The following is a 12,328-nucleotide window of genomic DNA, read 5'->3' on the forward strand; positions in this document are numbered from 1 at the left end:
CGAGGGCGGCACACATCTGGCCGGATTTAAGACAACCTTTACGACGGTAATGAATCAGTATGCAAGAGAACTCGGCATTTTAAAGGAAAAGGACAGCAATTTTACAGGAGCGGATATCCGCAACGGAATGACAGCCATTATTTCCATTAAACACCCGGATCCCAGATTCGAGGGACAGACAAAGACCAAGCTGGACAATCCTGATGCGGCAAAAGCTGTCAGCAAAGTGACCAACGATGAGATCGTAAGGTATTTTGACCGGAATCTGGAAAACCTGAAAAAGGTTCTTTCCTGTGCGGAAAAAGCGGCAAAGATACGGAAGACAGAAGAAAGGGCCAAGACAAACCTTCTGACAAAACAGAAATATTCCTTTGACAGTAACGGGAAGCTTGCAAACTGTGAGAGCAGGGATGCTTCCAAATGCGAGATATTTATTGTGGAGGGAGATTCCGCGGGAGGATCTGCCAAAACAGCAAGAGACAGAATGTATCAGGCAATCCTGCCCATCCGGGGGAAAATCCTCAATGTGGAAAAGGCGAGCATTGATAAGATTCTTGCCAATGCCGAGATCAAAACTATGATCAATGCTTTCGGATGCGGATTTTCGGAAGGATATGGCAACGATTTCGATATTACAAAGCTGCGGTATGATAAGATCATTATTATGGCAGATGCAGATGTGGACGGAGCACATATTTCCACGTTGCTTTTGACATTGTTTTATCGGTTTATGCCGGAGCTGATCTATGAGGGACATGTGTATATCGCCATGCCGCCTCTTTACAAAGCCATGCCCAAAAAAGGCGAGGAAGAATATCTCTACGATGATAAGGCACTGGAAAGATACCGGAAAACCCATGAAGGACCATTTACCCTCCAGCGATACAAAGGCCTTGGAGAAATGGACGCAGAGCAGTTATGGGAGACAACCCTCAATCCAAAGACAAGGATCCTGAAGCTGGTAGAAATAGAAGACGCCAGAATGGCTTCCGGCGTAACAGAGATGCTGATGGGAAATGAAGTGCCTCCCCGACGGGCTTTTATTTATGAAAATGCCACAGAGGCAGAGCTTGACATTTAGAAGGGAGAATAGCAATGCAGGAAGAACAGATCATTCGTACGGAATACTCGGATCTGATGAAAAAATCTTATATTGATTATGCGATGAGCGTCATTATTGCAAGGGCCCTTCCGGATGTGCGCGATGGGCTGAAGCCTGTTCAGCGGCGGACACTTTATGACATGCACGAGCTGGGTATCCGCTATGACAGGCCTTACCGTAAATGTGCCCGTATAGTAGGAGATACGATGGGTAAATACCATCCTCACGGAGACAGTTCCATTTATGAAGCCCTTGTGGTAATGGCACAGGAATTTAAAAAAGGCATGGTCCTTGTGGATGGCCACGGGAATTTTGGCTCCATTGAGGGAGACGGGGCGGCGGCCATGCGTTACACAGAGGCCCGTCTTGCCAAATTTACACAGATGGCGTTTCTTAAGGATCTGGACAAAGATGTAGTCAATTTTATGCCCAACTTTGACGAGACGGAAAAAGAACCGGAAGTGCTTCCGGTGCGTATTCCCAACCTTCTCGTAAATGGAGCGGAAGGAATCGCAGTCGGTATGGCGACCAGTATTCCGACTCACAATCTGGGCGAAGTCATCGACGCAGTGAAGGCCTATATGAAAAATGATGAAATCAGCACAAGGCAGCTGATGAAATATGTAAAAGGGCCGGATTTTCCTACCGGCGGCATTGTGGTAAACAAGGATGATCTCCTGAACATCTACGAAACAGGAACCGGCAAGATCAAACTGCGGGGTAAAGTGGAAGTGGAGGACATGAAAGGCGGAAAACAGCGTCTAGTCATTACAGAAATCCCGTATACCATGATCGGGGCAGGAATCGGAAAATTCCTCAACGATGTTTGTGCCCTTGTAGAAACAAAAAAGACAAACGATATTGTAGATATTTCCAACCAGTCCTCCAAGGAAGGGATCCGCATTGTCATTGAGCTGAAAAAAGGAGCGGACGTTAAGAATCTGACAAATATGCTCTATAAAAAGACACGGCTGGAAGATACCTTTGGTGTCAATATGCTGGCAGTTGCAGACGGGCGCCCGGAGACCATGGGGCTTAAGAAGATCATTGAGCATCATGTGGATTTCCAGTTTGAACTTGCAACACGCAAATACAAAAATCTTCTTGCAAAAGAGCTGGACCGCAAAGAAATCCAGGAAGGTCTGATCAAGGCATGTGATGTCATAGACCTGATCATTGAGATCCTGCGCGGAAGCCGGTCGGTGAAGGATGCGAAGGAATGTCTGACAAAAGGGATCACGGATAACATTGTCTTTAAATCCAAGATTTCCAGGAAAATGGCGTCCATGCTGCGCTTTACGGAGCGTCAGGCCACGGCCATCCTGGAGATGCGGCTTTATAAGCTGATCGGGCTGGAGATCGAAGCGCTTATGAAAGAACATGAGGAGACTCTGTCTAATATTGCAAGATACGAGGATATTTTAAATAACTATGATTCCATGGCAGACGTTATTATAGAAGAATTAGATGCGTTTAAAAAGGAATTTGCAGTCAAACGAAAGACTGTGGTTGAGAATGCAGAGGAAGCTGTCTTTGAAGAGAAAAAGATCGAGGAGCAGGAGATCGTCTTTCTTATGGATCGTTTCGGATATGCAAGATGCGTGGATGTTCCTACCTATGAGAGGAATAAAGATGCGGCAGACAGTGAAAACAAATATGTGGTAAACTGTCTGAATACCGGAAAGATCTGTATCTTTACTGACGGGGGAAAGATGCATCAGCTGAAAGTTCTGGATGTTCCTTTTGGAAAATTCAGAGATAAAGGCCAGCCGGTGGATAATATGAGCAACTTTGACAGCACGCAGGAAGAGATCGTCTATCTGTGCGATGCGGAACAGATGCGTTTCTCCAAATTGTTCTTTGCTACAAAACAGGGAATGATAAAGCAGGTGGAAGGAACAGAATTTCAGGTATCCAAGCGGACAATAGTAGCTACGAAGCTGCAGGAGGGAGACAGCCTTGTCAGTGTGGCGGTCATTACCGACAATAAGCAGGTGGTCCTTCAAACAAAGGATGGGTATTTCCTTCGTTTCCCAGCGTCAGAAGTTTCAGAAAAGAAAAAAGGAGCTGTGGGTGTAAGAGGAATCCGGCTTAAGAAAAACGATGAGCTGGAAGCAGCGTATCTCTTCGACGAGGGGACAGAGGCCAAGGCAGTATATAAAGAGAAAGAAGTAGTTCTTAACCGCCTCAGGATCGGAAAGAGAGACACCCAGGGAGTAAAGAACCGGGGATAAGATTTATGACAGAAAATCCGGTATATAAAAAAAGTACGGGAAATCCCTTGATTTTCCGTAAAAACAGTGCTATACTAAACAACAGTTACATAAACATGCGGCAGAAGAGTGGACGAAAGTTCACTCTTCTTTATATGATGGAAAGGTTTTCTGGATTTCCCATATTTCCGCTGGAGTTATGAAGCAGAAACGGTACGAATAGGAGGTTTTACGTTGGCAAAAAGAGAAATTTATGAGCAAAGAACAGAAGAACTCTTAAATCCGATCATGGAAAGAAACGGATTTGAACTGGTGGATGTAGAGTATGTAAAAGAAGGCGGAAACTGGTATCTTCGCGCCTACATCGACAAACCGGGAGGAATCAATGTGGATGACTGTGAGAAGGTCAGCAGAGAGCTCTCCGATCTCCTGGATGAAAAGGACTTTATCGAAGAGTCCTATATTTTGGAAGTAAGTTCACCGGGACTTGGCCGTCCCCTGAAAAAAGAGAAGGACTTTAAAAGAAGTCTCGGGAAGGAAGTAGAGATCCGCACGTACCGTATGGTGGACAAAAAGAAAGAATTTACCGGAATCCTTACAGGCTATGATAAAGATACCGTAACGATTGAAATGGAAAACAGTGAACAAAAAACATTTGACAAAGGCGATATAGCGCTCATTCGTCTGGCATTCGATTTTTAATTTAGGAGGAAAGTCACATGAACACAGAATTATTAGAAGCGTTGAATATTTTAGAAAAGGAAAAGGACATCAGCAAGGATACCCTGATGGATGCCATCGAAAATTCTCTGATCAATGCCTGCAAAAATCATTTTGGAAAAGCAGACAACATCAAGGTGATCATGGACAGAGAAACCTGTGATTACCAGCTGATCCAGGAAAAGACAGTGGTAGAGGAAGTAGAGGATAAAGTGGAGCAGATCAGTCTGGCTGACGCAAAGATGATCGACAGCAAATTTGAGCTGGGCGATATTGTACAGATCCCGGTTGAGTCCAAATCCTTCGGCCGTATTGCGACACAGAATGCCAAGAACCTGATCCTTCAGAAGATCCGTGAAGAAGAAAGAAAAGTGGTATACGATCAGTATTTTGAAAAAGAGAGGGATATTGTAACCGGTATCGTACAGCGTTATGTCGGAAAAAATGTCAGCATCAATCTTGGAAAGGCAGACGCCATGCTCACGGAAAATGAACAGGTAAAAGGCGAGGTGTTCAAGCCTACCGAGAGAATCAAACTGTATGTGGTTGAAGTAAAAAATACAACAAAAGGTCCGAAGATCCTTGTATCCCGTACCCATCCGGAGCTTGTAAAGAGATTGTTTGAAGCAGAAGTGACAGAGGTGAAAGACGGCATCGTGGAGATCAAGAGCATTGCCAGAGAGGCAGGAAGCCGTACAAAGATTGCAGTATGGTCTAACGATCCGGATGTGGATCCTGTGGGAGCCTGTGTCGGAATGAACGGGGCAAGAGTAAACGCAATTGTCAATGAACTGCGCGGCGAGAAGATCGATATTATCAACTGGAGCGACAACCCGGGAATTTTGATCGAGAACGCATTAAGTCCCGCGAAGGTAATTTCTGTTATGGCTGATCCTGATGATAAGACAGCAAGCGTTATCGTGCCGGATTACCAGCTTTCTCTTGCGATTGGTAAAGAAGGACAGAACGCAAGACTTGCAGCACGTCTGACCGGATACAAAATCGATATTAAGAGCGAGACACAGGCCATTGAATCAGGAGAGCTTCCGGAAAATTATATGGAGCTTGGCGAAGGGGTATACGAAGAAGAAGTATACGAGGACGGATACGATGAAAATACTTATGAAGAAGGGTATCCGGAATCCTACGAAGAAGATTACGACAGCCAGGAAGAAGCAGAAGAAATCGAATTTCAGGAATATGAAGAATAGGTGATAAGTTGAGCAGTAACAAAAAAGTTCCTATGCGCAAATGTGTAGGGTGTCAGGAAATGAAGAGTAAAAAGGAAATGCTTCGGGTTATCAGAACCTCTGAAGGAGAGTTTTTACTGGATGCTACCGGAAAAAAGAATGGGAGAGGCGCTTACCTGTGTCCTTCCAGAGCATGTCTGGAAAAAGCAATAAAGGGAAAAGGCCTGGAACGGTCTTTTCAACAGGCAATTCCCAGAGAAGTGTATGAAACACTGGAAAGGGAGATGAGAGAAATTGATACAGAATAAAGCGCTGTCCATGATCAGTCTGGCAACTAAAGCCGGGAAAACAGTGAGCGGAGAGTTTTGTACGGAAAAAGAAGTGAAAACCGGAAGGGCTGCTTTGGTAATTGTAGCCGGGGATGCATCCGAGAATACAAAGAAAAAATTCCGGAATATGTGCGATTATTATCATGTTCCAATTTATTTTTACGAAGATAAAGATACCTTGGGCCATGCAATGGGAAAAGAGTTCAGAGCATCTCTTGCGGTATTGGACGCGGGATTTGCAAAAGGAATTATGAGACATTTGGATGCTTAAGAGATAACAGAAGTTGCATAGAGGAGGTAGGTTGTATGTCAAAAATCAAAGTATATGAACTTGCAAAGGAACTCGGCAAAACAAGCAAAGAGCTGATGGAGTTTCTTGCAGAAAAAAATATAGAAGTTAAAAGTCATATGAGTGCTTTGGAAGACGAAGATACTGAGATGCTTCGCAAGGCATTCGGGAAAAAGAAAGAAGAAGGGCCGAAGAAAAAGAATATCGTTCATGTATTCCGTCCGCAGAATTTAAGGGACAGCAAACCCGGAAACCGTCAGGGGCGCCCGCAGGGGAACCGTCCTGCACAGGGTCAGCAAGAGCGTTCCCAGGGAAGCCGCCCGGTACAGAATCAGGCAGAGCGTCCGCAAGGGAACCGTCCTGTACAGGGTCAGGCAGAGCGTCCCCAGGGAAGCCGCCCGGTACAGAATCAGGCAGAGCGTCCGCAGGGGAATCGTCCTGTACAGGGTCAGCAAGAGCGTTCCCAGGGAAGCCGCCCGGTACAGAATCAGGCGGAGCGTCCGCAAGGGAACCGTCCTGCACAGGGTCAGCAGGAGCGTTCCCAGGGAGGCCGTCCGTCCTTTGGGCAGGCAGACCGCCAGCGTCAGGGCCGTCCGGTAAGACCGTCCGGTGACAGAAGAGACGACAGAAGAGAAGAGAAAAGAGAAGACAGAAGAGAGCCCGGCGACAGAAACCGCGGAAGAGGCACAGGAAGACCATCTGGCGACAGAAGAGATGATAGAAGAGAAGACAGGAGAGATCAGGGCGGAAGATTCGGGGATAATAAAGACCGTCAGCAAAGACGCGGACAGTCAATCCCGGCGCCGGCTCTGGAAGGACAGAAGCCGCAGAGAAATAAGAATAAAGGCAAAGACGACTATAAGAAAAAAGATTACAGAAACGATGATGAAGACAGAATGCCAAAGGGAAGAAAGCAGAAGCAGGAACAGAAACCGCAGATGCAAAAACCTCAGCATAAAGAGCAGAAACAGGAAGAGACGATCAAATCTATTGTGATTCCGGAAGTGCTGACTATTCAGGAGCTGGCTGATAAGATGAAAGTTGTTCCGTCGGCTATTGTCAAAAAGCTGTTTATGCAGGGCAAGATCGTTACAGTGAATCAGGAAGTGGATTATGAAACAGCAGAAGAAATCGCGCTGGAATTTGACATTCTCTGTGAGAAAGAAGAAGTAGTGGATGTTATTGAAGAACTTCTGAAAGAGGATGAAGAGGACGAAAAGAAGATGAAAAAGCGTCCTCCGGTTGTCTGTGTTATGGGGCATGTTGACCATGGAAAGACTTCCCTTCTTGATGCAATCCGCCACACAAATGTGATCGACAGAGAAGCCGGAGGAATCACACAGCATATCGGTGCATATGTGGCAGAAGTAAACGGAGAAAAGATTACGTTCCTTGACACGCCGGGACATGAAGCGTTTACTGCAATGCGTATGCGCGGCGCTAATTCTACAGATATCGCCATTCTTGTTGTGGCGGCAGACGATGGTGTTATGCCTCAGACAGTGGAGGCGATCAACCATGCCAAAGCGGCAGGTATAGAGATCGTGGTTGCAGTCAATAAGATTGATAAGCCAAGCGCCAATATTGACAGAGTAAAGCAGGAGCTGGCAGAATATGAGCTGATCCCGGAAGACTGGGGCGGAAGTACTGTTTTTGTTCCGGTTTCCGCAAAAACGGGAGAAGGGCTGGAAGATCTTATGGAAATGCTGATCCTGACAGCGGAAATGCTGGAGCTGAAGGCCAATCCGAACCGACGCGCAAGAGGGCTTGTAATAGAAGCGCAGCTGGATAAAGGAAAAGGATCCGTGGCAACCGTACTCGTACAGAAAGGTACCTTAAGAGTAGGGGATCCTATTGCAGCCGGAAGCGCTTACGGAAAAGTAAGAGCAATGATGGACGATAAAGGAAGACGTGTGAAAGAAGCGGGACCGTCCATGCCGGTGGAAATTCTCGGACTGAACGATGTTCCTAATGCAGGAGAAGTCTTCGTGGGATGCAAGAATGAGAAAGAGGCAAGAAACTTTGCGGAAACATTCATTTCTCAGAGTAAAGTGAAGCTTCTGGAAGAAACAAAATCCAAGCTTTCTCTGGATGATCTGTTTACGCAGATCCAGGAAGGAAACTTAAAAGAACTCGGCATCGTTGTAAAGGCAGATGTGCAGGGATCTGTGGAAGCTATCAAGCAGAGTCTTCTGAAACTGTCAAATGATGAGGTTGTTGTGAAGATCATCCACGGAGGAGTCGGAGCGATCAATGAATCTGACGTCAGCCTTGCATCGGCATCCAATGCGATCATTATCGGATTTAATGTCCGTCCGGATGCAACAGCCAAAGAGACAGCTGAAAGAGAAGGAGTTGACATCCGTCTGTATCGTGTTATCTATAATGCGATCGAAGATGTGGAAGCAGCTATGAAAGGTATGCTTGATCCGGTATTTGAAGAGAAAGTACTTGGCCACGCTGAAGTGCGTCAGACATTTAAAGCTTCCGGTGTGGGAACAATTGCAGGTGCTTATGTTCTGGACGGTACATTTGAAAGAGACTGCCAGACAAGAATTATGCGTGACGGCATTGTGATCTATGACGGAAAGCTTGCTTCCCTGAAGAGATTTAAAGATGATGTAAAAGAAGTAAGAGCAGGATACGAATGCGGATTCGTATTTGAAAATTATAATGATATCAAAGAAGGTGACCAGGTAGAATCCTTCAAAATGGTAGAAATCCCAAGATAGGGTTTTGCCTTGTCCTCCGAAAGGAGATGAAAGATTAATGAGAAAAAACAGTATCAAAAATACAAGAATTAATACAGAAGTTCAAAAGGAGCTTTCCAATATTTTGCGATCAGGGATCAAGGATCCCAGGATCGCTCCCTGGACTTCTGTGGTTGCGGTGGAGGTTGCTCCTGATCTGAAAACATGTAAAGCCTATATCAGTGTTCTCGGGGACAAAAAAGCCCAGGAGGACACAGTTGCGGGCCTTAAGAGTGCAGAAGGATATATCCGCCGGGAACTCGCACATAGTCTGAATATGAGAAATACTCCGGAAATACGCTTTATTCTGGATCAGTCCATTGAGTACGGCGTAAATATGTCAAAAAAGATTGATGATGTAACCAAAGGTCTGGATTCAAAAGGAGATGCGGATGAATCAAAATAAATGGAAGGAAATCCTGAAGGGTAAGACTTCTGTTGCAATCGGAGGTCATGAGCGTCCGGACGGGGACTGTATCGGCTCATGCACGGGGCTGTATCTTTACCTGAAACAAAACTATGAGAATATAGAAGTTGATCTTTATCTCGAACAAATCCCGGAGACATTCCAGGTAATCAGAGGAACTGAACATATACGGCACAGCATTCCGGAGGAGAAACAATATGATCTGTTTATCTGTCTGGACTGCGGCGACAAAGAAAGACTTGGATTTTCCGTCCCATTATTCCAAAATGCCGGAACCACTTTATGTATCGACCATCATATCAGCAACACTGAATTTGCGGATGAAAATTATATTGTGCCGGATGCAAGTTCCACTTCAGAGCTGGTATATCGTCTGCTGGATAAGGAGAAGATTGAAGAAACAGTGGCAGAAGCGCTTTATATGGGGATCGTTCATGATACCGGTGTGTTTCAGTATTCCTGCACAAGTCCGGATACGTTGAGGGCGGCGGCAGATCTTCTTTCCAGGGGGATCAATGCGCCGGCTCTGATCGAGCATACTTTTTATGAAAAAACATATGCACAGAATCAGATTTTGGGGCGAGCGCTGCTGGAAAGTATTGTGTTTATGGATGGGGCGTGTATTTTCACTTCATTGACGAAGGCAGTCATGCAGTTTTATGGTGTGACTGCAAAAGAACTGGAAGGAATTGTCAGCCAGCTTCGTGTGACAAAAGGAGTAGAGGTTGCAATTTTTATGTATGAGCTGGAACCGAATGTATATAAGGTGAGTCTGCGTTCCAAAGAAAAGGTTGATGTGAGCAGGATTGCCAGGTACTTCGGCGGAGGCGGACATGTGCGAGCTGCGGGCTTCACTATGCCGGGAACGGTACATGATGTCATTAACAATCTGTCAAAGCAGATTGCACTGCAGCTTGGACCAAAAGAGAAAACAAAGAGTGAGGCATAACAGATGATACACGGAATATTAAATGTGTATAAAGAACAGGGATACACTTCCCATGATGTTGTTGCAAAACTTCGGGGAATTACGAAACAAAAAAAAATCGGTCATACAGGGACGCTTGATCCGGATGCGGAAGGCGTCCTTCCCATATGCCTCGGAAGTGCTACAAAAATATGCAGTCTTTTGACAGACAGAAGCAAAACATACAGGACGGTGCTGCTTCTTGGGCAGACGACAGATACACAGGATGTTTCCGGCAACTGTCTGGAGAGCCAATCTGTCAGTCATTTGACAGAAAGTCAAGTGAAAGAAGCAATCCTGAAATTTGAGGGGGAATATGAACAGGTACCGCCTATGTATTCAGCGCTCAAAGTAAATGGGAAAAAGCTGTATGAACTTGCACGGGAAGGGAAGACAGTAGAACGCTCCGCAAGGAAAGTTGTGATCCATGACATAAAGATAGAAAAGATAGAATTTCCCCGGGTATGGATGGAGGTTTCCTGTTCCAAAGGTACCTATATTCGTACACTGTGCAATGATATTGGCGGTGTACTTGGAACCGGAGGATGCATGGAGAAACTGAAAAGAACCAGGGTGGGGGAACTGTCCATTGAAAACAGCCTTACTCTGGGAGAAATACAGAATCATATGGAGGAAGGAACACTTAATGAAATCCTTCTTCCGGTTGACCATTTTTTCAGAAAGTATCGTAAGATCACTGTAGGAAAAGAGGAAGAAAGGTTTCTGTATAATGGCAACAGTTTTTTCATCCCTCATTTAAAAGAAAAACCCGATGATAAAGAGCTGGTGAGAATGTATAACAGAGAGGGAAACTTTATTGCGCTTTACCGGTACAGCGGGAAGACAGAACGATTTGAGACAGAAAAGATGTTTTTAAATGACAGGCAATAGAAGCAGACGACGATGGAAGGGATAGATATGCAGTATATAAGAGGAATTGAATCCTACAGCTGTGGAGAGAGAAGTGCTGTGACGCTGGGAAAATTTGACGGGCTTCACAGAGGACATCAAAAGCTGGTGGAAAGAGTACGTGAATATGCAAAGACAGAAGGGGTAAGAAGCATTGTATGTGCTTTTGATATGCTTCCTCTTCGCGAGAGGATGCACATGCCCGGTAAAGTGCTGATGACAAAGGAGGAAAGGGCAGATCATCTGGAAGGAAAGGTTGATTTTCTGGTAGACTGTCCATTTACCGAGAAATTCAGTGAAATGGAAGCCGAGGATTTTATTCGGGACATACTGGCGGATACCTTCCATGCCTCATATGTCGTGGTGGGAACGGATTTTTACTTTGGTCATGGGAAGAAGGGAGATGTGCGTATGCTGGAAAAATACCAGGAAGAATACGGATATCACCTGGAAGTAATTGAGAAGGAACGGTATGGAGAACGTGTGATCAGCAGCAGTTATATCCGTGAAGCACTCAAAGAAGGGGATATGTCTCTGGCAGAGACTCTTCTTGGATATCCGTACAGTGTGACAGGGATCGTAGAACACGGAAAACAGCTTGGAAGAACCCTGGGTTTTCCCACAATTAATGTGGCGCCTCCCCAAGAGAAACTCCTCCCGCCCAATGGCGTTTATTTAGGGCAGATTTGTATGGACGGAATCTGGTACAATGCTATAGGAAATGTAGGGGTGAAACCTACTGTGACAGACAGCGGGCGTATGCTGGTGGAAAGTTATCTGATCGGATACAGCGGGGATGCGTACGGAAAAGAAACAAAGATCCGTATCAGGCATTTTTGCAGGCCGGAGAAGAAATTTGCAGATGTTCAGGATATGAAAAATCAGGTAAATGCAGATATTGCACATGCCGAAGCGTTTTTTGCGGAAAAGGCCGGATATCCGGAATAGAAAAGGCTGCTTGAAAAAGCATCTGGGTAAAAGCGAAGAGTATTTGAAGAAAAGGTTTACAATACAGAAGTCCTGTGTTATACTAGGCAGGTATGAACAGCCGGTGTTCGGTAACTGGATCACTCCGACCATTACTTAATGCAGGCCAAGTAGAAAGAATATAAGGAGGAAAACAAAATGATAACAAAAGAGCAGAAAGCACAGATTATTGCTGAATACGGAAGAGGAGAAGGAGATACAGGATCTCCGGAAGTGCAGATCGCAATTCTGACAGCAAGAATCAACGACCTGACAGATCATTTCAAGGCAAATCCGAAGGATCATCATTCCAGAAGAGGACTTCTGAAAATGGTTGGTCAGAGAAGAGGTCTTCTGGCTTATCTTAGAAAGAAAGATATCGAAAGATATCGTGCACTGATCGAAAGACTTGGACTTAGAAAATAATTTGTCCGGTATTTCAAAGGGCTTAGGAAAAGGGTGTCCG

At 45.3% G+C, this 12,328-nt stretch carries 12 protein-coding genes; all 12 read left to right on the forward strand.

What is annotated here, in order from left to right; genetic code table 11:
- Window positions 1-1,081 (forward strand): toprim domain-containing protein (locus tag WJ238_RS00430; RefSeq protein ID WP_337605852.1); only part of this gene is annotated, 1,081 nt, incomplete at its 5' end.
- Between the two features lie 14 nt (window positions 1,082-1,095).
- On the forward strand, window positions 1,096-3,336 hold the full coding sequence (locus tag WJ238_RS00435; RefSeq protein ID WP_316270472.1) for a DNA gyrase/topoisomerase IV subunit A: 2,241 nt from the start codon (window positions 1,096-1,098) through the stop codon (window positions 3,334-3,336).
- A 213-nt stretch (window positions 3,337-3,549) separates the two neighbouring features.
- Window positions 3,550-4,017, forward strand: coding sequence for a ribosome maturation factor RimP (gene rimP / locus WJ238_RS00440; RefSeq protein ID WP_230106273.1), 468 nt, complete (start codon window positions 3,550-3,552; stop codon window positions 4,015-4,017).
- Between the two features lie 17 nt (window positions 4,018-4,034).
- The gene (nusA, locus tag WJ238_RS00445) at window positions 4,035-5,246 is read left to right on the forward strand and encodes a transcription termination factor NusA (RefSeq protein WP_316270470.1); all 1,212 of its coding nucleotides are present in this window, start codon (window positions 4,035-4,037) and stop codon (window positions 5,244-5,246) included.
- Between the two features lie 32 nt (window positions 5,247-5,278).
- On the forward strand, window positions 5,279-5,533 hold the full coding sequence (gene rnpM, locus WJ238_RS00450; protein WP_276535541.1) for an RNase P modulator RnpM: 255 nt from the start codon (window positions 5,279-5,281) through the stop codon (window positions 5,531-5,533).
- Between the two features lie 10 nt (window positions 5,534-5,543).
- Entirely contained in the window at window positions 5,544-5,825 is a 282-nt protein-coding gene (locus WJ238_RS00455) for a L7Ae/L30e/S12e/Gadd45 family ribosomal protein (protein ID WP_465220975.1), read from the forward strand.
- Window positions 5,826-5,860: 35 nt separating this feature from the next.
- Window positions 5,861-8,575 carry a translation initiation factor IF-2 gene (infB, locus tag WJ238_RS00460; protein ID WP_316270468.1) on the forward strand — a complete coding sequence of 905 codons (2,715 nt, stop codon included), beginning with the start codon at window positions 5,861-5,863 and terminating at the stop codon, window positions 8,573-8,575.
- 37 nt (window positions 8,576-8,612) lie between these two features.
- Complete coding sequence (gene rbfA / locus WJ238_RS00465; RefSeq protein WP_230106268.1) at window positions 8,613-8,999, forward strand: 30S ribosome-binding factor RbfA; 387 nt, start codon at window positions 8,613-8,615, stop codon at window positions 8,997-8,999.
- Entirely contained in the window at window positions 8,986-9,969 is a 984-nt protein-coding gene (locus tag WJ238_RS00470; protein ID WP_230106267.1) for a DHH family phosphoesterase, read from the forward strand. The genes rbfA and WJ238_RS00470 overlap by 14 nt, the downstream gene beginning before the upstream one ends.
- A gap of 3 nt (window positions 9,970-9,972) precedes the next feature.
- Window positions 9,973-10,878, forward strand: a complete 906-nt coding sequence (gene truB / locus WJ238_RS00475; protein ID WP_337605853.1) for a tRNA pseudouridine(55) synthase TruB — start codon at window positions 9,973-9,975, stop codon at window positions 10,876-10,878.
- 27 nt (window positions 10,879-10,905) lie between these two features.
- Window positions 10,906-11,844: a bifunctional riboflavin kinase/FAD synthetase gene (locus WJ238_RS00480; protein ID WP_337605854.1), complete on the forward strand. Its 939-nt coding sequence runs from the start codon at window positions 10,906-10,908 to the stop codon at window positions 11,842-11,844.
- A gap of 177 nt (window positions 11,845-12,021) precedes the next feature.
- Window positions 12,022-12,288 (forward strand): 30S ribosomal protein S15, encoded by a 267-nt coding sequence (gene rpsO, locus WJ238_RS00485; RefSeq protein WP_230106264.1) that lies wholly within the window; start codon window positions 12,022-12,024, stop codon window positions 12,286-12,288.
- The last annotated feature ends 40 nt before the right edge of the window (window positions 12,289-12,328 follow it).

The sequence above is a fragment of the Claveliimonas sp. genome (assembly GCF_037273965.1).
In the GTDB taxonomy this organism is placed as follows: Bacteria; Bacillota; Clostridia; order Lachnospirales; family Lachnospiraceae; genus Claveliimonas; species Claveliimonas bilis.

What these genes read in the sequence shown, in the direction of transcription:
- WJ238_RS00435 (WP_316270472.1), top strand. Translation starts at nt 1,096, where the DNA reads ATGCAGGAAGAACAGATCATTCGTACGGAATACTCGGATCTGATGAAA.
- nusA (WP_316270470.1), top strand. Translation starts at nt 4,035, where the DNA reads ATGAACACAGAATTATTAGAAGCGTTGAATATTTTAGAAAAGGAAAAG.
- rnpM (WP_276535541.1), top strand. Translation starts at nt 5,279, where the DNA reads ATGCGCAAATGTGTAGGGTGTCAGGAAATGAAGAGTAAAAAGGAAATG.
- WJ238_RS00455 (WP_465220975.1), top strand. Translation starts at nt 5,544, where the DNA reads ATGATCAGTCTGGCAACTAAAGCCGGGAAAACAGTGAGCGGAGAGTTT.
- infB (WP_316270468.1), top strand. Translation starts at nt 5,861, where the DNA reads ATGTCAAAAATCAAAGTATATGAACTTGCAAAGGAACTCGGCAAAACA.
- rbfA (WP_230106268.1), top strand. Translation starts at nt 8,613, where the DNA reads ATGAGAAAAAACAGTATCAAAAATACAAGAATTAATACAGAAGTTCAA.
- WJ238_RS00470 (WP_230106267.1), top strand. Translation starts at nt 8,986, where the DNA reads ATGAATCAAAATAAATGGAAGGAAATCCTGAAGGGTAAGACTTCTGTT.
- truB (WP_337605853.1), top strand. Translation starts at nt 9,973, where the DNA reads ATGATACACGGAATATTAAATGTGTATAAAGAACAGGGATACACTTCC.
- WJ238_RS00480 (WP_337605854.1), top strand. Translation starts at nt 10,906, where the DNA reads ATGCAGTATATAAGAGGAATTGAATCCTACAGCTGTGGAGAGAGAAGT.
- rpsO (WP_230106264.1), top strand. Translation starts at nt 12,022, where the DNA reads ATGATAACAAAAGAGCAGAAAGCACAGATTATTGCTGAATACGGAAGA.